21 protein-coding genes and 1 riboswitch are annotated in these 24196 nt (G+C 37.8%); of the genes, 15 read left to right on the forward strand and 6 right to left on the reverse strand.

What is annotated here, in order from left to right:
• Positions 1-6: 6 nt before the first annotated feature.
• A complete protein-coding gene (locus tag J2S07_RS08385; RefSeq protein ID WP_307149972.1) occupies positions 7-1233 on the reverse strand; it encodes a PucR family transcriptional regulator in 1227 nt (408 codons plus the stop codon).
• A 247-nt stretch (positions 1234-1480) separates the two neighbouring features.
• On the opposite strand from J2S07_RS08385, the gene J2S07_RS08390 reads away from it, so the two are divergent.
• The 10 genes from J2S07_RS08390 (at position 1481) to J2S07_RS08435 (ending at position 14019) form a co-directional block, all read left to right on the forward strand.
• Positions 1481-2857: a radical SAM protein gene (locus J2S07_RS08390; protein WP_307149973.1), complete on the forward strand. Its 1377-nt coding sequence runs from the start codon at positions 1481-1483 to the stop codon at positions 2855-2857.
• Positions 2823-3524 carry a TorD/DmsD family molecular chaperone gene (locus tag J2S07_RS08395; protein WP_307149974.1) on the forward strand — a complete coding sequence of 234 codons (702 nt, stop codon included), beginning with the start codon at positions 2823-2825 and terminating at the stop codon, positions 3522-3524. The genes J2S07_RS08390 and J2S07_RS08395 overlap by 35 nt, the downstream gene beginning before the upstream one ends.
• A gap of 25 nt (positions 3525-3549) precedes the next feature.
• Positions 3550-6126 carry a molybdopterin-dependent oxidoreductase gene (locus J2S07_RS08400; RefSeq protein WP_307149975.1) on the forward strand — a complete coding sequence of 859 codons (2577 nt, stop codon included), beginning with the start codon at positions 3550-3552 and terminating at the stop codon, positions 6124-6126.
• Between the two features lie 15 nt (positions 6127-6141).
• Positions 6142-6678: a DMSO/selenate family reductase complex B subunit gene (locus J2S07_RS08405; protein WP_307149976.1), complete on the forward strand. Its 537-nt coding sequence runs from the start codon at positions 6142-6144 to the stop codon at positions 6676-6678.
• Positions 6679-6692: 14 nt separating this feature from the next.
• Entirely contained in the window at positions 6693-7538 is an 846-nt protein-coding gene (locus tag J2S07_RS08410) for a dimethyl sulfoxide reductase anchor subunit family protein (protein ID WP_307149977.1), read from the forward strand.
• A gap of 126 nt (positions 7539-7664) precedes the next feature.
• Positions 7665-8567, forward strand: a complete 903-nt coding sequence (locus tag J2S07_RS08415; protein WP_307149978.1) for a 4Fe-4S dicluster domain-containing protein — start codon at positions 7665-7667, stop codon at positions 8565-8567.
• Between the two features lie 161 nt (positions 8568-8728).
• Positions 8729-8908, forward strand: coding sequence for a twin-arginine translocase TatA/TatE family subunit (tatA, locus tag J2S07_RS08420; RefSeq protein WP_307149979.1), 180 nt, complete (start codon positions 8729-8731; stop codon positions 8906-8908).
• Positions 8909-9016: 108 nt separating this feature from the next.
• Entirely contained in the window at positions 9017-10147 is a 1131-nt protein-coding gene (locus J2S07_RS08425; RefSeq protein WP_307149980.1) for a glycerate kinase family protein, read from the forward strand.
• Positions 10148-10580: 433 nt separating this feature from the next.
• Complete coding sequence (ltaS, locus tag J2S07_RS08430; protein WP_307149981.1) at positions 10581-12536, forward strand: lipoteichoic acid synthase; 1956 nt, start codon at positions 10581-10583, stop codon at positions 12534-12536.
• 268 nt (positions 12537-12804) lie between these two features.
• Positions 12805-14019 carry a coiled-coil domain-containing protein gene (locus J2S07_RS08435; RefSeq protein ID WP_307149982.1) on the forward strand — a complete coding sequence of 405 codons (1215 nt, stop codon included), beginning with the start codon at positions 12805-12807 and terminating at the stop codon, positions 14017-14019.
• 53 nt (positions 14020-14072) lie between these two features.
• On the opposite strand, the gene J2S07_RS08440 is transcribed toward J2S07_RS08435, so the two are convergent.
• The 4 genes from J2S07_RS08440 to J2S07_RS08455 form a co-directional block, all read right to left on the reverse strand.
• Positions 14073-14459, reverse strand: a complete 387-nt coding sequence (locus J2S07_RS08440; protein WP_307149983.1) for an STAS domain-containing protein — start codon at positions 14457-14459, stop codon at positions 14073-14075.
• A gap of 61 nt (positions 14460-14520) precedes the next feature.
• Positions 14521-16215 carry a methyl-accepting chemotaxis protein gene (locus J2S07_RS08445; protein ID WP_307149984.1) on the reverse strand — a complete coding sequence of 565 codons (1695 nt, stop codon included), beginning with the start codon at positions 16213-16215 and terminating at the stop codon, positions 14521-14523.
• Positions 16216-16303: 88 nt separating this feature from the next.
• Positions 16304-16696: an ATP-binding protein gene (locus tag J2S07_RS08450; protein WP_307149985.1), complete on the reverse strand. Its 393-nt coding sequence runs from the start codon at positions 16694-16696 to the stop codon at positions 16304-16306.
• Positions 16697-16712: 16 nt separating this feature from the next.
• Positions 16713-17834, reverse strand: a complete 1122-nt coding sequence (locus J2S07_RS08455) for a SpoIIE family protein phosphatase (RefSeq protein WP_307149986.1) — start codon at positions 17832-17834, stop codon at positions 16713-16715.
• A 412-nt stretch (positions 17835-18246) separates the two neighbouring features.
• On the opposite strand from J2S07_RS08455, the gene J2S07_RS08460 reads away from it, so the two are divergent.
• The 5 genes from J2S07_RS08460 to J2S07_RS08480 all read left to right on the forward strand — a co-directional run bounded on the left by J2S07_RS08460 (position 18247) and on the right by J2S07_RS08480 (position 23747).
• Entirely contained in the window at positions 18247-19242 is a 996-nt protein-coding gene (locus J2S07_RS08460) for a diguanylate cyclase (protein WP_307150022.1), read from the forward strand.
• Between the two features lie 113 nt (positions 19243-19355).
• Positions 19356-19439: riboswitch (cyclic di-GMP riboswitch) on the forward strand.
• A 112-nt stretch (positions 19440-19551) separates the two neighbouring features.
• Positions 19552-21282: a methyl-accepting chemotaxis protein gene (locus J2S07_RS08465; protein ID WP_307149987.1), complete on the forward strand. Its 1731-nt coding sequence runs from the start codon at positions 19552-19554 to the stop codon at positions 21280-21282.
• A gap of 271 nt (positions 21283-21553) precedes the next feature.
• Positions 21554-22369 carry a molybdate ABC transporter substrate-binding protein gene (gene modA / locus J2S07_RS08470; protein ID WP_307149988.1) on the forward strand — a complete coding sequence of 272 codons (816 nt, stop codon included), beginning with the start codon at positions 21554-21556 and terminating at the stop codon, positions 22367-22369.
• Complete coding sequence (modB, locus tag J2S07_RS08475; protein WP_307149989.1) at positions 22350-23030, forward strand: molybdate ABC transporter permease subunit; 681 nt, start codon at positions 22350-22352, stop codon at positions 23028-23030. The genes modA and modB overlap by 20 nt, the downstream gene beginning before the upstream one ends.
• Before the next feature lie 96 nt (positions 23031-23126).
• On the forward strand, positions 23127-23747 hold the full coding sequence (locus J2S07_RS08480) for a YitT family protein (protein ID WP_307149990.1): 621 nt from the start codon (positions 23127-23129) through the stop codon (positions 23745-23747).
• A gap of 76 nt (positions 23748-23823) precedes the next feature.
• On the opposite strand, the gene J2S07_RS08485 is transcribed toward J2S07_RS08480, so the two are convergent.
• The gene (locus J2S07_RS08485) at positions 23824-24177 is read right to left on the reverse strand and encodes a cupin domain-containing protein (RefSeq protein ID WP_307149991.1); all 354 of its coding nucleotides are present in this window, start codon (positions 24175-24177) and stop codon (positions 23824-23826) included.
• Between the last annotated feature and the right edge of the window lie 19 nt (positions 24178-24196).

Here is a 24196-nt window from a genome sequence, read left to right on the forward strand (position 1 = left end):
CCTACTTTAAATTTTGTGCAGCTGTTTGATTTTGAAGGCGGCGGTTATATTTAGGCGATGATGAAAGTCATCTAATTTGATATTTAAGATTTCCTCGATCTTTTTGATTCGATATCTTAATGTATTGCGATGGAGGAAAATCGCTTCAGAAGTTTGCTTTAGATCAAACTGATGGTGAGCGAAGCTTTCTAGAGTATACATCAGTTCACTTCCGTTTAATTGGTCGTACTTCACTAAGTCTCCGACAATATGTTGATAAAATTCCTTCAGATCCTGTAAATCATGTTTGTATAACACTCGTTCAAGTCCTAGATTATGAAAAAATGGTATTTCTATTTTTAATAACAAGCCTAACTCATAAGCAACCTTTGATTCCTGATAGCTCCTGTATAATTCCAATGGGTTATCGTATATTTGTCCGACTCCACAAGCTACTCGATTTAGTAAGCTCGTTTCTTTAGTCTCATCGATGAGATAATGAAGGAAATCAATTAGCTTGCTTTTACTAGAAAAGCTTGTTTTCTCACTTGCTGGGATGATAGCAATGACTTCATTTTGTTTCTTAATTGTGATTGGCTCAATTCCGTGCTGAGTGAGAGTTTTATCTATTATATATAGAAGAGTTTCAATTAATTGTCGATCGGCTGAATAATGATTGTATTCTATGATAGAAAAAACAATCACCATATGAGGCTGGTCTAACTCCCATTTCCAAATGGCCCCATAGGAAATAATATCTTCTTTATTTTTAAAGTTTCCATAAAGAATGTCGTATAGAAAAGCATCCTTAAAGCGATGTTTTTCTTCTTTAAGATCGTTGAGCTGTTTTAGATTAAGCATACATAATGAAGCGCTAAACTGATTAAGTGCTTCATATTTTTCAAGAATATGATGTTCTGAGTGCTTATTCAAAAAAAATAAATAGCCATGGTTTTGCTCCCGTTGACGAATTGGAAGGCCAAAACTTTCATAGCTTTCTCCTAATATGTCTAGCGTACATTTAAAATATGCTGTATTTTGCTGTCTTTCGAAATGGGTAGAAACGACGATTTCCAATGGGTCGTTGTCAATGGATGTAGCAAGTACATTATAAAAAGTATCGGTAACAATGACCGGGAGGGATAAGAGCCTAGACAGCTCATTTGAAATCCCACTTAATCCTTCTTCAGCAGAAACTACTAGCAGACTATTGAATATATCAGGAACAAGGCGGTTTTCTTCCAAATTGCCCATCTAATCACCCTTTCTTAAAGCAATCTCACCTATCTATCTTAATTCAGACCTTTTGATTGAACAATCGAAGTCACAAGTTCGTAATAAATGAGTTGTTACAGAGTACAAAAATGTCCATTGCTTTTTGTCTACTGAGTACGTATCTTTCTCTTACTCTTCATTCTATAATAAAAATAAGCTCAAGTTTGTGATGAGTTTCACAATATAGTTTATTGTGAGGTTCTTATTACCAAAAGGATGTGAGGATATGCTTCGAAAAATCACAATGGATAATGTCACAACGATAAAAAACAAAGTCTTTCAGCAATATGCTCAAATATACACAAATATTGAAAGAAGGACGATCGAACATATAGAGACGTTTGGCCTTCCTTTTGAAGTAAAAGCTCTTGATTCTGAAAAAGAGTTGAAGTTAAGGAAATTAGAAAATGCGGGTGCAACGATTCGCAATAACAAGAAAAGCGTTGTCACAGGTAGAATATCCAGTGCTTGCGAGGCATGTCAAACGGGAACAGGAAGCTACACAACCTATACCTCGTTAAAATGTCACCGTAGTTGTTATTTTTGCTTTAATCCAAATCAGGATGATTACACCTTTTATAAGAATCAACAAAAAGACATAAAAAAGGAACTTTTGGAGCTGGTCAATAGCGGTGTCAAGCTTAAGCATCTGGCACTTACGGGTGGGGAGCCACTCCTTTTTAAGGATGAGACGGTAGAGTTTTTCGAAACTGCTAACGACTTGATACCCGAGGCTTACACAAGGCTCTATACAACAGGAGATCTATTAGATGAAGAGTTATTAGAGAAGCTTCAAAAATCAGGGTTAGATGAAATTCGCTTCAGCATCAAAATGGACGATTCGTATAAACGCATCAACTTTACACTTGGTCGAATTGAGCTTGCGAAGAAATATATTCCGAACATTATGGTTGAAATGCCTGTTATTCCTGGAACCTTAAATGAGATGAAGGTACTCCTCCTTAAATTGGACAAAATTGATATATTCGGCATTAACTTGTTGGAATTTTGCTTCCCACTTGGCAATGCTGAAGCCTTTAAAGAAAGAGGCTTTCAGCTTAAATATCCTCCATACGAAATGTACTACAACTATTGGTATGCAGGAGGGCTTGCAGTAGCAGAAAGTGAAAAAGAATGTCTAGAACTTGTAGAGTTTGCTTTGAAAGAGAACTTAAATCTGGGTGTTCATTATTGCTCTTTAGAAAATAAGCATACGGGGCAGGTCTATCAGCAAAATTACGGTGGGGCACTCGATCGCACTTATACTTTTTCTGATATCGATTACTTTTTTAAAACAGCTAAGGTTTTTGGCACTGAACGAAAAAAAGTGAAATTACTTCTAGAAAAAAATGAGATTCATTATACCGAAAATGACCAGTACGATTTCATTCAATTCTCTATTCATGCTATAAAGCACTTGAGAAACAAAAATATCGAAATTGCAATCAGCTCCAATGTAGCGGAAAGGGAAGATGGAGAACAACTTATTCGTGAAATTGGCCTTGATTGGACGACACCAGATCTATTCAAAATGGAAGAGCTTATAAATATAACAGGAGGAGAGACTTATGAGAGCTCAAATCGCCTTGCAGGAAATAGCTGATCTTCTTTTTGCTAGGGAATACGCCTATGACATTTTGCGGAGATTCTTTATTGAAGAGCCTTCACAAGAATATATAAAAATCTTTAGGCTGCAAAACATGGCTGAGATGTTCCCATTTAAAGAAGATTCGCAAGAAATTCAAAATGGGATTAATGAGATAAAGGAGTATTTTGAGAGGTTTGATGTTGTTCATAACCAGAGTCACTTTGATGACCTGCATTGGGATTATACGAGAATGATGGTAGGTCCCTTTGAATTACCAGCCCCTCCTTGGGAATCTGTCTACGTTCAGAAGGAGCCCATTCTCTTTCAGCAATGCACGATAGATGTAAGAAACAAATATAAGCATTTTGGGTTTGAAATTGCTGAACGGCATGTCGAAGCAGATGACCATATCGGATTAGAATTAGATTTTCTCTACCACTTAAATAAGCTCTGTCTTCAGTCTATTGAAGAAGGAAATATCAAAGAAGTCACATACTTACTTGCTGAGCAAAAACAGTTTATGGATAATCATTTACTCGTTTTTGTTCCAGAATTCAGCAAGAAAATTATAGAAAATGCTGATACCCAATTTTATAAAGGGATGGCCAAGGTGTTAAATTATTATCTTCAAATGGATTCACAGGTTCTAAAAGAACTCTTGAATATAGAAATTATTCAATAACTTTCCTAATGAAAGGAGAATTACGATGTTTGATCTATTTAAGAAAGCACAAGAATTTAAAATGTCCCGAAGATCTTTTATTGGCTGGTCTTCAGCAATTGCTGCGACTGCGGCCATTCCAGTGAGTAGGGGTCTTGTAGCAAAGGCTGAAGCAAATATTGGTATGGAAGATAGCGGAGGAGAAGGTGTTTGGAAAACAGCTGCTTGCTGGCATAACTGTGGAAGCCGTTGCTTAAATAAGGTCTTGGTGAAGGATGGGGTTGTCATTCGTCAAAAAACAGACGATACACATCCAGATAGTCCTGATTTTCCACAGCAGCGAGGCTGCTTGAGAGGACGTTCTCAACGGAAGCAAGTGTTTAATGCAGACCGTTTGAAATATCCAATGAAACGTAAGAACTGGGAGCCTGGTGGTGGAAAGAAAGAGCTTCGAGGCAAAGACCAGTGGGTGAGAATTTCTTGGGACGAAGCTCTCGATCATATCGTTTCTGAGACAAATAGAATTAAGAAAAAATACGGAAATGAGTCCATCTATGTATCTGGTGGAGCTGACATAGGGAAAGTGTTCAAAACACAAGGTGGTTGTACAGAAAGTACTGGAACGATCTCTTGGGGAGCATGGCTGTATACGTATGAAATGCTTGGAGTTGGGGAAGGTCTTTACGTTAATGGGATTAATGATCGCCTAGATCTTCGTAATTCACAATTGATTGTGTTATGGGGAGCCAATCCAGCTTGGAGCACAATGGGAAGTCCGACCTACAACTATTTACAAGCGAAAAAAGCTGGAGCACGCTTTATTACGATTGATCCATTGTATACCGATTCTGCAAGTGTGTTTGATGCAGATTGGGTTCCAATTAGACCAGGAACGGACGATGCTCTTGCCCTTGGGATGATGTATACATTACTAGACGAGGATGATCCAGCAACAAATCCATTGGTGAAATGGGATTTCTTAAATAAATATACGATTGGTTTTGATAAAGACCATATGCCTGAGGGGGCAGACCCAAAGGACAATTTCAAAGACTATCTTCTTGGAACATACGATGGGCAACCAAAAACACCAGAATGGGCTGCTGAAATTTGTGGTGTTGAACCTAGTAGAATTCGTTCTCTTGCCCGTGAGATTGGCGGTACTGAAAGAGTTGCATTATTAACAGGTTGGGCACCTGCTCGTATAAATAATGGAGAAGGATGGGTACAAACCTTCTCAACTCTTGGCATGATGACAGGACATATGGGAAGCTCTGGCAATATGACAGGAGTTAGCTGTTGGGAGTATGCTGGGAACAACGGTCCAATGCTGTTGAAAGGTGGAGGAGCTGGACTTCCTTCTATCGATAATCCAGTAGACAATCTAATGAACGAAAATGAAATTTGGGATGCTGTATTGAATGGAGAGTTCCTTCAAAAAGGTGAAGGGAAAAGAAAAGTAGATATCCAGTTTATTTATCATAATTACAATGCTCATTTACAAACCCGAAGCAGCATTGGAAGAGGAATAGAGGCACATCGTAAGGTAGAGTTTGTTGTGACAAATGCTTATGCCCTAACAACGAATGCCAAGTATTCGGATATTGTCCTCCCGGTTGCTACTCAGTGGGAAACAGAAGGTGCCGTCAAAGGAGGAAACAGAGAGATCTTAATCAATTGGTCAAAAATTATTGATCCATTATATGAATCCAAGACGGATATCGAAATCGCCAAAGAATTATTGAAGAAGTTCGGAACCAATCCAGATGAAGTATATCCAATTTCAGAAAAGCAAATGTACTTCAATCAGCTTGCCGGAAGTGAAGTTGTTAAAGAAAATGGAGTGGATTATGAGCCGCTTTGTACCATTACTGCCCAAGATATTAAGGAGTGGGGAGTAGAAGGAACACCTCAGCAAGGGCGTATTCCATTGAAGGAATTTGTTGACACAGGAATATATCAGATTCCTAGAAAACCAGGCGATAACTATGGCTTTATTGCCTACAAGGATTTTATCGATAATCCAGAGGAGAATCCTGTTTCCAGTGAAAGCGGGAAGTTTGAAATATACTGTAGAGCTCTAAATGAGGCTTCAAAGACTGCCTTTACAGAGATTCCTCCAATTCCAAAATATATGGCGAAGGCAGAGGGATATGAATCTACTTTCGAAAACTGGGAAACGAAGAAAAAAGGAAAGTACCCATATCAAGTATTTAATCCACATTATTTAAGGCGTTCACATAGTACTTTTGATAACGTTCCACAGCTCCGTGAAGCTTGGCCAAATCCAGTTTATATCAGTGCTCAGGATGCAAAGAAACTAGGAATTAAAGAAGGCGAAACGGTGCTTATGTCTAACGAACACGGTAAAACGATTCGACCAGCAAAAATTGTTGAAACATTAATGCCTGGAACAATTGCCCTACCACATGGAGCATGGGTTGATATAGATGAAGAAACAGGAGTAGACAGAGGAGGGGCAGATAATATGCTTGTTGGTTTTGTCCCGACTGGATTAGGTACATCCGGATATAATACAGCCCGTTGTAATTTGGAGAAGTGGGACGGAGAGCAACTTGAAGATGATGCAAAATGGGCACAGCGAATTATCAAGTTTGATTAAAGGAGGGCTTGAATCATGACTCAAATGGGTTTTTATATAAATGTTGCAGAATGTGTGGGATGTAAAACCTGTACAGTTGCCTGCAAGGATAAAAGTGATTTAGAGATTGGAAGAAACTACCGCAGAGTATATGACTTTCAGGAAGGAACCTTCCCAAAGCCATCAATCTATCATGTATCTATTTCTTGTAATCATTGCGATGAGCCAGGATGTGTACAAGGATGTCCAACAACTGCTATGCACAAACGTGAAGAGGATGGCGTCGTTGTAGTTGACCATGATAAATGCGTCGGGTGCCGTTATTGTGAATGGAACTGTCCATATGGAGCACCGCAATATAATGAAGAAATCGGAAAAATGACAAAATGCGATACATGCTTAGATTTACGTGAGAAGGGGGAAGACCCAGTGTGCGTCTCATCCTGTATTATGAGAGCCATTGAGTTCGGACCAATTGATGAATTAAGAAAGAAACATGGTGATAATGCAAACATCAAAGGGCTTCCATCCTCAAGCATTACAAAACCAAACCTAATTATCCATACTAAATAAGGGAGGTCATAATCATGAATGAATGGGCATTATTAATCTTTACCGTTTGTATGCAGGCAGCTATCGGCGGCATCCTCATGCTAACTATTTTTTATAAAAAAATGATGAAACTTGGCACAGAGCAAGCCTATAAAGCAATGAAGCTTCCTTTATTAGTCATTGCAGGATTTTCAATTGTAGGTTTGGCTGCTTCATTTGCTCACTTAGGAACACCATCTCATGCACTAAATGCGATTCGGAATGTCGGCACTTCTTGGATGAGTCGTGAAATACTAGTGACCAGTGCATTTATTGGGGCTACTTGTGTAACAGCGGGATTTGCTCTTTTGCAGAAAAAGGTAAACCTACTTCTGCTAGTTATCACATCCGTAGTTGGACTTGTTGATATTTATTGTATGGGTGCGATTTACTCTAAATCCTTAGTAAGCGGATGGCACTCCATAAATACATTCACTTCATTTTACGGAACTGCTTTAGTGTTAGGCCCAGTACTTACTGCTAGCCTTCTTGTACCGGTATTAAAAGGAAATCAAAGTGAACTAGCACAGAATGTTGTTAGGAGTGCATTCTTCATTTCTTTAGCAGGGATCGCTATTCAACTAATAGGTGTCGCATTATTTGGTACAGCTATTCCTGAAGTAAATATGATTGCAGGACATAACGCATTCGCTTCACTTGAAGGCTATCAAACAACTGTAGCATTAAGATGGATTATCGAGGTTCTTGGAGTAGGCGTGCTAGGCTATTTATCTCTAGGTCGTGCAAAAAAAGTTTCTCTTACATTTGCCTATGTAGCATTAGTCGTTCTTTTCTTAGCTGAAGGCATGAGTAGATATGTATTCTATGTACTAGGAGCTTAATTATTGTCTTTGATAATGTTCAGTGTTGAACTTAGCATAATACGTATGGAGTGAACGTGTTTTGTTCGGTACGAGCAACGAAGTGAACCCATACGCATTATGCGGCAAAAAAAAGGAGTGTTGAAAATGGGGATTTTTAGCAAATGGATTGAGAGTCTAGATTACGAATATTGCATTTTGACATCGTGTTCTCGCCATAAGAGTCCCCGTTCAACCTGTACAAGCTGCTTGGACATATGTCCAACAGAAGCCATTACGCTAAAAAACGGAATACCTGTCATTCATCAAAAGAAATGCATGGAGTGCGGCAAGTGCATTTCAGCATGTCCCGTGCAAGCTGTGGCAGGTATTTTTCCTAAAAGGGAATTCATACAGCAGCACCTAGTGGTAGACAAGGACAGGATTCCCTCGGTGAAGGAAATGCTGGTCTATGCTAGAAAAGGTGTAAAAGGCATTATTTCCGAGGAAAACGTAGGCGAAGCATGGAGTGAGACGATCGAGAAGACGAATGAGCTCCTGAAGAAGTTAGATATGGCTCCTTTGTCCATTCAGTATAAAAAAATCGAGCGCAAAGAAGAAACCTATACCCGCAGGGAGCTATTCTTTTCTTGGAAAGAAGAAACACAATCACTAATGAAGGAAATGGCGCCGGCAAAATGGAGATTTAATCATAAGGATTTGGATTTATCTAAATATTACCAGGACTATCAATTCGCCGATATTTATTTGGACACAGAAAAATGCACCCTCTGTAAAGCGTGTCAAAAGCTCTGTGATAAAAATTGTATCCAAATCACAAATTCACATGTTATTATTTCAGCACAGGCCTGTTCTGCTTGTCGTTTATGCGAGGATATTTGTCCAGAAAAAGCAATTTCCGTTTCTGAGACCGTTCGTCAATACGAAGAGAGGAAATTTGACATTCAAATGAAGACATGTCAAACCTGTGGACAGTCCTTTGAGGCATTGTCTGATAGCGTAGAGGAGTGTGTGCGTTGCACGAAAAAAACTCTACTTTTTGCGCAATAGGTGGTAAACTGTGTTACAATGTTGTTGGATAGAATATGTAATGAAAATTTTTGATGCGGTAAACTAAGATGAGCTAAAGCACCCTGACCAGCGTTGTACAAGCTGTTGAATGCTTGATAGCGAATGGTGCTGAAGCGATATACAAAAGGAGTGGTCGAGAAATGCTATCAAATATTGGCATTCCAGGGTTAATCATTATTCTTGTACTTGCCCTTATTATCTTTGGACCTAAAAAGTTACCTGAAATCGGAAGAGCTTTCGGACAATCCCTTCGAGAATTTAAGAGTTCTACAAAAGGGATTATGGATGATGATTTAGAGGAAGAACAAAAGAAAATTTAAGCTGAAACTAGAGGAGTATGTTCTATCATGAACATGCTCTTTTTCGTTGGCGGTGTCATAATCAACACTAAAAGTGAAGAATAAATAATAGAAAAAGGTTGAGATTCGATGAAATTTGTTTTAGCACCAGATTCATTCAAAGAGAGTATGACAGCAAAAATGGCAGCCCTTGCGATGGAAAAGGGAATAAAAAATGTATTTCCTGATGCTGAATGTGTCATTGTTCCAATGGCAGATGGTGGTGAAGGAACCGTCGAATCATTGGTCGACGGGTTGAATGGAACTGTGATCGACATCGAGGTTACTGGACCTTTAGGGGATAAGGTTCTTGCGAATTATGGACTGCTGGGAGACAAAAAGACAGCAGTAATCGAAATGGCAAGTGCAAGCGGGATCCAATTAATCAAGAAAGAGATGAGAAATCCGCTTTTTACGACTACATACGGGACGGGTGAGCTAATTAAGGACGCTCTTGATCGAGGGGCAAAGAGAATACTAATCGGAATAGGTGGAAGTGCAACAAATGATGGTGGTTTGGGAATGCTCCAAGCCCTTGGAGCTTCATTTAAGGATAAAGAAGGAAAGGAGCTTTCATTTGGGGGAGGTTCTTTAAAAGAGCTGGACACCATCGACACGAGTCAGCTTGATGGTCGGTTGGCTTCGGTCACCATAGAAGTAGCATGTGACGTCACCAATCCATTAGTTGGTCCCAATGGGGCCTCCTACATTTTTGGTCCGCAAAAAGGAGCAACACCTGAGATCGTGAAGCAGCTCGATCAGAACCTTACACATTTTGCCAACAAAATTTATGAATTTACAGGTAAAGATATTGCTGAGAAGGAAGGGGCAGGTGCTGCTGGAGGGCTTGGGGCAGGATTAATGGCTTTTCTAAATGCAGAATTGAAGAGAGGTATCGAGCTTGTGATCGAATATACCGATCTTGAGAAAAAAATGGTTGGTGCCGACTTTGTTTTTACAGGGGAAGGAAGCATTGACGGACAGACTCTTTATGGAAAGACGCCCTATGGTGTAGCACGAACTGCCAGCCGCTTGAACATTCCAGTCATAGCATTTGCCGGACGGGTTGGAGCTGGCATTGAGGAACTGTATAAGCACGGATTCACCTCTGTTATAGGGATCCTTAAAGAGGTAACCTCCATTGAGGAAGCTTTACAGTCTGGCGAGAAAAATCTTGCTTCAGCAGCAGAAAATATTTGTCGAATTATCCAACTAAAGTAGTGAAAAAGGGCTATTTGTATGAAAAATGAATCATGCAATGAGCCCTTTTTTCAAAATAGTGAAACTTTTACGTTTGGGGAAACTTTTTTGAGGGTAATACGTCTATTCATAATGTTAGTATTTTTATTTAGCAACAAGCTTTGAGAAAAGTTCTTTTCTTAAAATAAATCATTAGCCAGTTGACTTTTTTAAAAAAAGGAGTATATTAATATTTTGTTCAAGGTTGGTGGCAGAAACTGATACATGAATATCTATTATTGATGTTCAAATTTGAGCAGTTCTATCATATATATTGTTGAGGATTTTGTCCCAAAGATGATTTCATCCGATTACAAACAGAAGCCGAGTTAGCAATAAATAAATTTGGGAAAAAATTCATATTTTATTCCGTAACCAGAAATGTATAATAGTTTACTAGAAGGTAGGTGCAAGAATGAATAAAATACTAAAACGTCCTCAAATATTTGATAAATATATTGGTTTTTTCTTGATTACCGTTCTACTCCTTTGGATAAAAACTTATGTCATTCAATTAACACAATTTGAATTAGGAATTGAGAATACTTTACAGAAAATCTTATTATTTATAAATCCACTTGGATCTTCCCTATTATTTTTGGGAATAGCACTTTTCTTTAAGGGAAAAAGAAAATATCGGGTATTATTGATATTAGACTTTTTGTTATCATTTCTTGTCTATGCAAACGTCGTGTATTACCGATTTTTCAACGACTTTATTACGCTGCCAACCTTATTTCAAACACAGAACTTCGGTGATGTATCAAGCAGTGTTGTTTCACTCTTAAAACCATATGATATTCTATTTTTTGTAGATGTTTTCTTACTCATTGGGCTATATGTATTTAAAGTAGTAAAGGTTGATGCAAAGAACTTTAACCGACGCACTGTTGCCGGGGTGCTATCTCTTGCGTTAGGAATTTCAAGCTTGAATCTTGCATTGGCAGAAGGAGATAGACCGCAGCTTTTAACAAGAGGCTTTGACCGAAACTATATTGTCAAGTACTTGGGAATGTACAACTATACAATTTATGATGCCGTTCAAAGTACGAAGGCATCTGCCCAAAGGGTACTAGCTGATAGCAGTGATATTACGGAAGTCATTAACTTTACAAAGTCCAACTATGCGGAACCTAATCCAAAGTATTTTGGCGTTGGTAAAGGGATGAATGTGATCTACTTGCATCTTGAGTCGATGCAGGAGTTTCTTATTAACTATAAGCTCAATGGAGAGGAAGTAACGCCATTCTTGAATTCTTTAGTAAAAGATGGAAACACGATGTTCTTTGATAACTTCTTCCATCAAACAGCTCAAGGAAAAACCTCTGATGCTGAGTTTATGTTAGAGAATTCACTGTATGGCTTGCCACAGGGGTCGGCCTTTACAACAAAAGGCTTGAACACTTACGAAGCTGCGCCAGCGATCTTAGGCCAGCAGGGTTACACTTCTGCTGTCTTCCACGGAAACGCCGGAAGCTTCTGGAATCGTAATGAGATTTACAAATCTTTTGGCTACGATCGTTTTTATGACTTAAGCTATTATGAAACAGATGATCAAAATATGGCTGAATATGGTCTAATGGATAAGCCTTTCTATCAACAATCCTTCGAAATGCTTAAACAAATGCCACAGCCATTCTATACAAAATTTATTACTGTATCTCATCACTACCCATATTCAATGGATCAGTCATTGGCAACGATTGGGCCGCATACAACCGGTGATAAGTCTGTAGATAATTATTTCCAAACGGCTCGCTATGCGGATGAAGCGTTAGAGCAATTCTTCAATGATTTGAAGGAATCTGGTCTCTATGACAATTCTATTATTATCATGTACGGAGACCACTACGGTATTTCACAAAACCATAATAGTGCGATGGAGAAAGTAATTGGCAGAGAGCTGTCAACCTTTGATACAGCAGCAGGCCTACAGCGTGTGCCACTCTTCATCCGTGTTCCAGGTATGGAGGGCGGTATCAACCATACTTATGGTGGCCAAATCGACCTACTTCCAACTCTCTTGCACTTATTAGGAATTGATACAAAAGAGTATGTGCAATTAGGTACGGATTTATTATCAGAGCAGCACGATACCCTAATCCCATTCCGAAATGGTGATTTTGTAAGCCCAACTATTTCATCAGTAGGTGGAAAGTTCTATGATTCCAATACTGGAGAGCCGCTCAGTGATACCGAGCAGGAGAAAGCAAAAGGACTCCAGAAAATTGTTGAATATAAATTGCATCTATCTGACAAGGTCGTAAACGGAGATTTGCTACGTTTCTATGCACCGAACGGCTTCAAGCCAGTTGACCGTTCTCAGTATGATTACAGTAAACCAGAAGAAAAAGATACGAATGAACAATAAAAGAGCTTCCCATTTTGGGAGGCTTTTTTTGTGCTTGTATTAGCATCTGGTACTAATAAATTGAAATATATTTGTAATATTATCTTAACCTTACTGTTATGATAGACTGCTATAGTACTAGACAGAGAAAAAAATGTTTTTTTAACTGGAAATTTGTCATTTTTATAGAAAATTACGAACGAAAGCGAAGAACTTGTAATTTAATCGGTTTTTCGTAGAGTACATATTTAATAGAACTTGTCGAAATCAAGAGGTCGGAGGAAAGCTTATGTTGAAAAAGAAACTTGTAGCTCTGAACACATCCATCATTTTAGGAGTTGGAAGCCTAATTGCAATCCCTTCAGTAAGTGCAAACTACTCTTCACAAATTCAACAAGTTAATGAAGATATAGCTAATACGCAAAAAGAATTGTCTGACTTACAGAAACAAATTAAACGCGTGGAAGAGGCTATTAGAGACAATAATAATTTGATTGTTAAGACAGAAAGCGATATAAAAACAACTCAACAAGAAATCGCAAAGCTCGAAGCAGAAATTGCTGTCTTAAATGACACGATTGCCAAAAGAACGGAGATACTTAAAAAGCGTGCACAGTCCTTCCAGGAATCAGGTGGAAAGGTTAGTTATATTGAAGTATTATTAGGCTCTGAGGATTTTAGTGATTTTATCGACCGTGTTTTTGCTGTCTCACAAATTGCTAACGCTGATAGCGATTTGATTAAACAGCATGAATTAGATAAAGCGGCTGTAAAAGAAAAACAGGCCGCAGTGGATGAGAAATTAACTGGATTAACGGAAATGAAAACAGAGCTTGAAGGTATGAAGGCTCAAATGCTTGAGCAAAAGGCTCAAAACGATGAATTGAAAAAGCAGCTTGAAGAAGAACAAAAGGGCAATCTTGCTAAGAAGAGTGACCTAGAAGAGAAGGAAGCTGCCAGAATCGCAGCTGAAAAAGCGGCAGCGGAGGCGGCTGCAAAGGCTGCAAGAGACGCTGCACGTAGTTCTCAATCATCATCAGGTGGAAGCAGTAAAGGCGGCAGCAGCAGTAGCGGCGGTGGAAAAGTTGGATATGTTCCACCTGCAAATGATGGAAGCCTAAATACAATTTTACAAGCTGGTTATCGATATATTGGAAACTCTGTATATGTGTTTGGTGCTGGAAGAAGCCAATATGATGTAGCAAATGGCCGTTTTGACTGTTCTGGTTTTGTTAGCTGGGCATTCAGACAAGCTGGCATCAATATTGGGACAAGCACTAGTGCCTTAAGAAATCAAGGTACCCGAGTTTCCTATGGCGAAGCTCGCCCTGGTGATCTAGTATTCTTCGACACCTACAAGAAGGATGGACATGTGGGGATTTACCTTGGAGGAGGCAAATTCATCGGTTCTCAGTCTTCTACGGGTGTAGCGATTGCAGATATGAATTCTGGTTACTATAAGAGTCATTTTTCTGGTCATGTAAGAAGAATCGCAAACTTTTAATAATAGGTAAAAGGCTTATCCTCAAGTGATGGGGATAAGCCTTTTTAATTAAGCTAATACTCGTTAATGGATAATTCACCTGTCCAGTTTGCTACCATTTCTTTCTGGGCCGCTGTCATATTGTCGACAATGGGGAATACCTTGTCCACCTGTGATATCGCAAATAAATTTCTGATGAAATCGTCAACAACGATAAACACGATCTTTTTTCCTTTAACAGATACTCTTTTGGCAAAATTAACAATCATCCCAAATCCAGTACTGTCAATATTATTTACTCTTTGGACATCGATAACGTATCCTTGGTCCGTCTCTAGATTTTGGTTTTGCAGCACCTTTTTAATCTCCTCAAGCATGCCATACTCGAGATTCCCTTCAAGAAAAATAGTTACAAATTCTTGCCTAGTTTCTATTCTAATATTGGGTTTACTACTTTCCATTATTCCTACATCCCTTCACGTTTCTATATTTTTATTATGAATTCTGGATGCGAATCCTCTGTTATAGTTGAAATTTATTGACCTCGTTTCGAAGCTTCTCGGCAACTGTTGCCAATTCATTGGAGCTTGACGTGATTTCTTCAACTGTAGCAGATTGTTCCTCGGAGGTTGCAGCGATTTCTTCAGTGGCAGCAGCAGATTCTTCAATGATACTAGAAATCTCCTGAATGGCATTTTGAACATTTTGAGAATTGTTGCTTACAAGTTCAAAGGCATTTTTCATTTCCTCTGCACCTTTCTCCGTTTCCTCAACTTTTTCAACAATTTCTTTTAATGCCTCACCGCCTTTATTAATAATGTTCACCTGATCATTAACTGCTATTAAGTTGCTTTCCATTGTTCGTACAGTCACGGACGTCTCAGCTTGAATATCTTCAATTAGGCCAGTAATTTTCCCAGCGGAAAAACTTGATTGCTCTGCCAATTTGCGAACTTCTTCAGCAACCACAGCAAATCCTTTTCCTTGCTCTCCCGCTCTGGCAGCTTCGATGGCAGCATTCAAGGCAAGTAGATTTGTTTGTTCTGCGATTTCTGTTATGACTGTAATAATGCCACCGATTTCTTCAGAACGTTTTCCTAATTTGTGTATCGAATCTGTAGCATATGTCACTGTTTGCGTAACAGTCCCTAAATGCTTAATAGCTTCATTTATTGCTTCTTCTCCTGTTCTGGCAATTTGAGTTGATTCTTTGGCGTTTTTAAGGGTTTTCTCGGCTCTTTCCAAACTGGCTTTTACCTCATCAACTGTTTCTTCCATCATCGTGAGGATCACCCCGGCCTGATGGGCTTGAGTAGTTGTTCCTGCAGCAACGTCATTCATTGTTAAGGCAATTTGATTAGCAGCTTCACTTGTCTGAATGGCAGCCTCAGCTAGTAGATTGGAAGACTCTGCTACTAGATTCGTGTTATTCGTTATATTAGCGGTGATTCCTAGTAAACTGTCCTTCATTTTGATGAAGGAATTTGCTAAGTCGGCGATTTCATCCTTGCCTTTTGGGGTAGAAAGCTCAACCTTTAAGTTCAAATTCGCTATTTCGTTAGCATTATCGCGCAGTCTCATAATTGGCGATATAACTTGCCTTTTCATGAAAATGGTAATAAGAACTACTATGGCAAGTGCGATAATGGCAGAAATGACAAGATTATCAATTGCTGATGAAGCAGCGATTTTGGAGTATGGCTTCTCCGGAACGGCTGTAGACCAAATCCCTATTACTTCTCCATTCCTATTCTTGATTGGTTCATATGCTGCTTGATATGACTCTCCTAGTACATCAGCTTGTCCTAGATATCTTTCCTTCTTCTGAAGAACCACTTCCGCAACCGCATCAGAGATCTTTGTGTTTAGCATTCGCTTTCCGTTTTGCTCAACATTCGTCGCAATTCTAGTATCCAACTGGAATAAAGAAACCGCATTGCCACCAGTAAGCTTTCCAGTCATGTCTGCAAGTTCTTCATTACCAACAAGGCTAGTCTTTCCTTTATATAATTGACCATCAACAATTTGCCATTCCCCAGGAATTTTCTCATCAATATACTGATAACTTAGCTGTAAATCCGATACTAGCTTCATCTGAGCACTTTCAATTAAATTCTTCTTTGTTAAATAATAGTTGAGACCAGCCAGAATAGCGGTTAATAAAACAATACAGCTGATCATCAGGAAATTCATTTTTTTTCCAATGGTCCACTTCATTTGATTCCCTCCCAATAGGTTTTACAATTTGTCTCTTTTAAAATGATTAGAAGCTACAAAGTTCATGTAATTATCTTCTTGGAGACTCCTACAAAAACTTTTCCTCGGATACATTCTTAAACCAAATCTCATCAACCATATTTTTGATAAAAAGCAATCCACGACCCCGATCAGAAAATGTAATAATATCCGTGTCAAGCTGTAAAAAATCTTCCCAATGTTCATTTGGGATTCCTCCAGCTGAATCTATCACGGTAATTTTCATCGTTCCGTCCAAATAGAATACTTGCAGTTCGATAGATTTTTTTTCATTATTCCCAGTCTCATTCATGGCTTCTACTGCATTAATCATTAGTTCGTGGACTACAAAACATATTTCTCTTTTACTGGGAAGATCATAGACGGTCATGTATGTATGAATCATCTGGTCAACAAATGTTATTCCTTTTTGATTAGGTAGCAGGCTAAGGGTGATTTCCATAATATAAAACCTACCTTTAAATGTCTATTGTGATGGAAACAATAGTTATATCATCATTATGCTGTCTCTGATGCAAATAATGATCATCGGTAAAACTCGTCAAGGCCTTAAAATTGTCATAAGTGAGGTAAGGATTGAACAGCTTACTAGAGAGAACATTTTTATCACTTAAAGCGAATAACCCATCTGTATATAAAATGATGCGATGCCAGCCCTTAAGTGTCAGCGTTTTTTTATGGACATTAATGGTCGGAAGTAGTCCTAGGATCGTTGTAGTTGAAGGCAGCTTGATTACTTCTCCAAATTTTCCAAAGATGAAGCCGTGAGGGTTTGCTGCGTTTACATATTGAATCTGACCGTTTTTTATATCAATTACGACATATATAGCAGTCAACAAAAAGCTCTGCATGTCATCCTCATCAGCGAATAATTCATAGACGTGCCGATTTAACTCGTTCATGACGCTGACAGGATCTATTAATCTTGTCATCATACCTTTTAAAAGGGAGCGAATAGACATAGCTACCAAAGAAGAAGCGATGCCATGTCCCATGACGTCGAACAGCATGACTGCGTATAAATTCTCATCAATCTGGTACCAACTATACATGTCACCTCCTAGTTTATTGGTTGGAATATTAATTCCATCAAATTGTATATTTTTACTACATAATGAAGGAGTCAATGCATGTCTCTGTATTTTTTTTGCAATGGCTAAATCTGTTTGAAAACTATATTCATTATTTTTTCGTAGCCTTGTTTCATTCTGATATTTAATTGAAGCATGAATTCTAGCCTTGAAATGAAGATAGTCAATCGGCTCAGGAATGAAATCATAAATCCCTCTTTCAAAAGCTCTTTCAACAATACTCCTATCATTCAAGGGGGTTAGCAATATGATTGGTATGTCAACTAATTCGACAAGCAGCCCTAGGCAATTCATAAGCTGAGTTTTGGAAATGCTTGAGGGATCATAATTGTATATGATTAACTCTGCTTTTGTAGGTGACTCGGTTAAATCTTTTAGGGTTTCTTCTGTTGTTACAGTAAAATGAATATTGCTAATTCCCATCGAATGTAAATAATCCCTTAGAAGTTCACAATCTTCCCCTTTTTTATCAATAATTAATACGGACAATTCATTCCCACCCATTCTATATGAGGATCTGATAGGTAGTCGCAGATAATTTAAAACTTTAGTACTTTATGACTATTATTCAATTGTGACTATTTTACCATTTTAATATTAAGAAATCTATAATGGAATTGTAAAAAAATATTAGTTTGAGGTAATAAGGATGTTAATTATCTTTTTAGCTTGCTGCTGGGGACTAAAAAATACAACATAAATAAATGGATAGACATAGGACTTTTGACTATATTATATTATTTTCATAGGTATAAATTACTATTCAATTTCTTGTATTTTACAATATTTCCATTATAATAAAGGTGGAAATAATTCTGAAAAGAGGTTACTGCCTATGATTCAATCCATCTTATCAAATTTGGCCATCATATTATTGGGTCATTTAACAATGAGCACACTCATGAGCTTCCGGGAACATTTTTCTAAGAGGCAGATTAGTTTGTGTATTATTCTACTCTTTTCAGGGGTAATTATTGCAATGTTTTATTTGCCAATTCAATTTGGATCCTACAGACTGGATTTAAGGCTGATTCCACTCATATTCTTGGCGCTGCTCAGAGGCTGGAAAATAACGCTCCCTGTCCTTACTATTGTCAGCTTTTGGCGCTTTTTCATGGGAGGAGATGGGGCCATTCCAGGAATAATATTCGGTATGATTCTACCGACCTTGTTTACCTTGTCATTTTATAAACCCGACAAAGCCCGCAGCCATTTGATAGGCAGAATGATCCTTATATCAGTATGTTGGTTTATTTCTGATTTCCCTATTATATTTATCCTTCCTAACGGATTGGAAATATTTATGGATATTTTCTGGATAAGGTATCTATCATTTCTTGGTACAGCTGTCATTTTTTATCTTTTTATTCTCCTAGAACATAAGCGCGAGGCTTTAAAGCAGCAATTGGAATTCCTTGCTTGCCACGATCCTCTTACAAAACTACTAAATAAAAATAAATTCACACAATTAGTTGAGGAAAGTTTGTTGGAAGTAAATAAAACACATTCCATTTCCATGATCGATATTGATCATTTCAAGCAGTTGAACGATAAATATGGTCATATAGCTGGAGATCAAGTATTGATGATGTTGGCGAGGATATTCAAGAAGTATGAAAATGAAAATATAAAAATTGCCAGGTATGGTGGCGAGGAATTTATTCTGTACCAAAGGACGGCTTGTTTTGAAGAAGCAAAAAAGCTGATTGAGGAAATTCAGAATGAGATTCGGACTACTTTATTCAAAATAGATAAAAATCAATCTATAAAGGTCTCTGTATCAATTGGGCTAGCTGAAATAGAAAAAAACACTAAGCTTGAAGAAGCAATCAAATTGGCGGACAGAAATTTATACAAAGCAAAAGAAAATGGGAGAAATCAGTTGGTAGTCTTATAAACTAGTGGTCTTTACTTTTTTATCATAAATTAGATATATTTAGCAGTTTTTGTTGATTTTTGTAATTTATTAACTATAATAAACTTAAATATAGTAAATGACATTTTAATACATAGAATTATGGAAGCGATGAAGAATCATTTGTATGTGGGCACTTGGATGATTTGGAGCAAGTAGTGCAACCGACCCTAGTATGTTACGGGTCGGTTTTTTTTTCTAACTTTTTTGATAAGGATGCCGATAATTTTTTACAAAGATTGAAGAATTATAAAAATAAAAATAAAACTTAATTATTGCGGAGGGAAGTTAATGAACATTTTTGTAAAAAAAGCTAAACCATGGAATGAATATTTGAATTTTTCGGGTAAAACAGATATTTCCCAAGTCGGGGAAAGAGTCAAAGAACGATTGAAATTTTTCGGTATTGATCAAGATTCATTGGCATATGTCAAAGAGGCTGCTATCATTCTAGCTCCTTTTAAAGAGGAATTGATTAATCACTTCTATGAAAATATCCAATCGGTGGAACAGCTTCAAAAAATCATCCTTCAACACTCGACCTTTGAAAAATTAAAGAAGACAATGGAAAAATACTTGCATCAATTCTTGAGTGCGGAAGTCAATTATGAATATATATCCACAAGACTTAATATTGGGCAGGTACATAGTAGAATCAACTTGACTGCAGAACACTTTATATCTGCTCATCACTTAATGATTCAACTAATGACCTCAATATTAATGGAAAAATCACATCAAAATCCTGATAGAATGATGAAAACGGTTCTTGCGGTTCAAAAGCTTGCTGCATTTGACCAGCAGCTTATTGTAGAAAAATATATGGAAGAAACCTTTAAATCCTTTCTTTTTTCTGTTTCAGACATGCTCAGTGAGACAACAGGCATTGACACGACAAAGCAGCTTATTACAAGCATGGAAAAACAGCTCGATGAAACGTATAGTGTGACAGCAGCAACAGAAGAAATGAGCTCATCAATTCAAGAAGTTGCTAACTATGCTACAAAGGTAGCCGAAGGAACCGATGAGGCTGTTCAGTCAGCAGAAGATAGTAAACGAGTGGTAGATGAGGCGCTACATGGTATACAGATGGTGGGTCATGTTTATGAAGAGGTCGTAACAAAGGTGGGACAGCTTAGTCAGGAAATTAAACATACCCAGGATGTAGTCAAGATGATAAGAGAAATAGCGGATCAAACGAACCTGCTTGCCTTAAATGCTAGTATCGAAGCAGCTAGGGCTGGTGAACATGGGCGTGGTTTTTCTGTCGTAGCTGCAGAAGTTCGAAAATTATCTGAGCATACGAAGGAGCAAATAATTAAAATCACTTCTAATATGGACTCTTTGCAGCAAGTATCAGTGCAGCTTATACAACAAATTCGGGATACAGGGAATTTAGTTGAACAAAGTGTTACAGGAGCTGAGTACGCTGGAGATGCATTAATGAGAATTGTGTCAATGATGAAAGAGATTAGTGAATCAACTGCACAAATAGCTGCGATGAGTGAAGAGCAGACAGCTACGGTTGTGGATATTGCAGAGCGAAATAGCATTATTAATGAATACAGTGTTCACTCTCAAAAAATTGCAAAACAGACAGCAGAAACAGTTTTTGAATTGAGTAGTCAATTGGATGATTATCGCAAATCGTTCTTTAATATTAACGTTAAACTTAGTGCTAAAGATATTGTTAGAGTGGCTAAAACAGATCATCTACTCTGGAAGTGGAAAGTATATAATATGATGCTAGGAGTTGTATCTATTGGGGCACAAGAGGTAACATCACATGATATGTGCAGGTTAGGGAAGTGGTATTATGGTGATTTGCCTGCTCATGTGAAAAGTAAGGATGCCTTTAAACAATTAGAGGAGCCTCACAAAGAAGTCCACCAATATGCCAAACTAGCAGTTGAGTGTTATACAAAAAGTGATTCAGCTGGTGTTGAAAAAGCCTTTGAGCAGCTTGAAAGAGCTTCAAACCAAGTTATTGAATTGTTAACTCGTTTAGAAGCGGAACTATAAGAGGTTAACCAGTTTTTCAGATTAAACGAATAGGAAATTAAAAGGAATAGCTTAATCGGCTATTCCTTTGTGTTTGCTCATATTAAATAACATCATTTTTTGATTGAAAAATAGAAGATTGCATTTAATTAGACGGATAATGGGAAAAAACTAAGGATATGTGTATTCTAAAACTGTGAGATTAGTCATTTATTTTTATCACTAGTTATAATAAACTATAATTAGTTATAAATGGTTATAACTAATTATATTCATAAGGCAGAGGTGCAAAATGAAAAAGTGGTTTAAATTCGTTGGTATTCTCTTATTTGTACTTATGTTTGCGGTAGCGTGTTCGAATAATGAGAATACAGATCAATCTTCAGACAAGCAGGAACCAAAAAAAGAAAGTAAGGAGAAGGTGGAATTAACGATTTCTGCAGCAGCAAGTTTGAAAGATGCAATGGATGTGATCGGGCAGACATATCGAGAAAAACATCCTGAAGTAACTTTGAAATTCAACTTTGGAGCCTCCGGTTCTTTGCAGCAGCAAATCTCTCAAGGAGCGCCAGTTGATTTATTTTTCTCAGCAGCAGAAGATAAGTTTGATTTATTGGTAGAGGAAGGGAATATTGCAAAGGAAGATGGATTGGATCTGCTTGGAAATGAACTTGTATTAGTTGTTCCAAAGGGGGATCAATCGATTAAAGGTTTTGAAGATCTTACAAAAGAAGAGGTAGGCAAAATTTCAATCGGGACTCCTGAATCAGTGCCTGCAGGAAAATACGCAAAAGAATCTCTTGAAAAGATGGATATATGGAAAGATGTTGAATCAAAAGTAGTTTACGCAAAGGATGTTCGTCAGGTTTTATCTTATGTTGAAACTGGTAATGTGGCCGCTGGAATTGTTTACAAAACCGATGCATTGGTTTCTGACAAAATTGAAATTGTTGCGTCAGCCGATCCGGCAACACATACTCCAATTATTTATCCACTTGGGATCATTAAAGATTCAAAACATTACGAAGCAGCAAAAGAATTTTATGAGTATTTACAAAGTGATGCTGCTCTAAAGGTATTTGAGGAATATGGATTTACTACTAAATAAAGAATTCATGCAAGAATTCTTAAGTCCAATTTGGCTATCAATAAAGGTAGCTACGATATCGGGTATTATCGTTATTTTCATTGGAGCGTTGATAGGAAGAATTTTCGCTAGAAGAACTTTTAGAGGGAAAGCCGTTTTGGAGACCATTCTCATGCTCCCGATGGTTCTCCCACCTACAGTTGTTGGATTTTTTCTTATTGTCGTCTTTGGGAAGAATAGCTTGGCAGGACAGGCAATCGAATGGATCTTTAGGCAGCCCATCATTTTTACATGGTGGGCAGCTGTCATTGCTTCCATCGTTGTAGCATTTCCACTTATGTATCAATCCGCAAAATCGGGATTTGAGGGGGTTAACCGTGACATAGAGGACGCAGCTCGGGTAGATGGAGCAAGTGAATGGAGAATTTTTTTATTTATTTCTATTCCGTTAGCTTCAAAAGCCCTTATTTCTGGAAGTATATTAAGCATAGCACGGGCCTTGGGTGAATTTGGAGCTACTCTGATGTTCGCAGGTAATATTCCGGGAGAAACACAAACGATTCCTACAGCCATTTATATAGCCATTGATTCTGGTAATATGAAAATGGCATGGATGTGGGTCATTTCCATTGTCCTTCTATCCTTTTTCATGTTGCTGATTGTCCGGATAAAAAAAGAGTGATGCAACTAAGAGAGAATTCAGAAGTGAATTCATATTCTCTTTTCATCATTCATAAAATGGACAAGGGGAGAAGCCTGGTTGGGAGGGAAACAAGAAATGTATAAAACATTATTAATTTATTGCTCGCTATTTTTAGGAGCATCTCTACAAGGAATGGCGATGTCCATCTTCTTGTTTCCCCATTCCATTCCATCGGGTGGTGCGGCTGGCTTGGCCATCTTAGCGAATCATTGGTTTCAACTGCCTTTAGGCTTTTCTTTATGGTTAGCTAATATTGTTTTCCTTGTATTTGCTTTGAAATATTTTGGCTACACATGGACATTTCGAACGATTCTAGCTGTGGCGACAACCTCCACTACTGTCACGATCCTATCTTCGTATTTTCTCCCAATCCCACATTGGCATATCATACTGGATATTTTAGGAGGTAGTATTTTTTTTGGTATTGGCGTAGGCATCCTCATTCGTGCAGGGGCATCCAGTGGGGGAATGGTTATTCCCGCCTTGATGATTGCCTCCTACAAGAAGTGGAGTCCAGGTAAGGTGATGATGGGGATTAACCTGCTGATCTTTTTATTAACCGCCCTCGTCATTGATTATAAAATTGTTATCTTCGCGATTATCTGTCAATTTATCTCGACCAATATTATTGACTTTATTTATAATCTTAAAATTTATCCAGGAGGCATTTTGATCCCGAGTTGGAGGAAGAAATAAAAGAAGATCCTTATGCTTTAAAGGATCTTCTTTGCTTTTGAGCTGGGAGAGAACTTTCATTCTATTTTTATTCCAATTAAACGGGAGGGTTATATTCTACATCAACTTTATCTTTTTCTTGGAAAGGTGAAAGCATAAAAGCAGCTTTAAAGTCGGTTTCGCCCTTGTTGACTAAATAATGAACCTTTTTTGGTTCTACATGGATAAAATCTCCTTTTTTGCACTGGAAAATTTCACTATCTATATGAATCTCTAACTCTCCTTCGAGAATAAAGAAGTTTTCCTCCATAATATTGTGATAGTGAGCTTGGAAATCCTGCCCAGGTTTTAAAACAACAATACCAAAATTCATTCTTGGTCCTCTTAATAAATATTTTGGACCACTGTCTCCAAATCTATATTCTCTATCATTCTCGTTAACGATTGTCATTGTAATCACTCCATCTAGT

The sequence above is a fragment of the Anoxybacillus andreesenii genome, assembly GCF_030813005.1.
In the GTDB taxonomy this organism is placed as follows: domain Bacteria; phylum Bacillota; class Bacilli; order Bacillales; family Cytobacillaceae; genus Robertmurraya; species Robertmurraya andreesenii.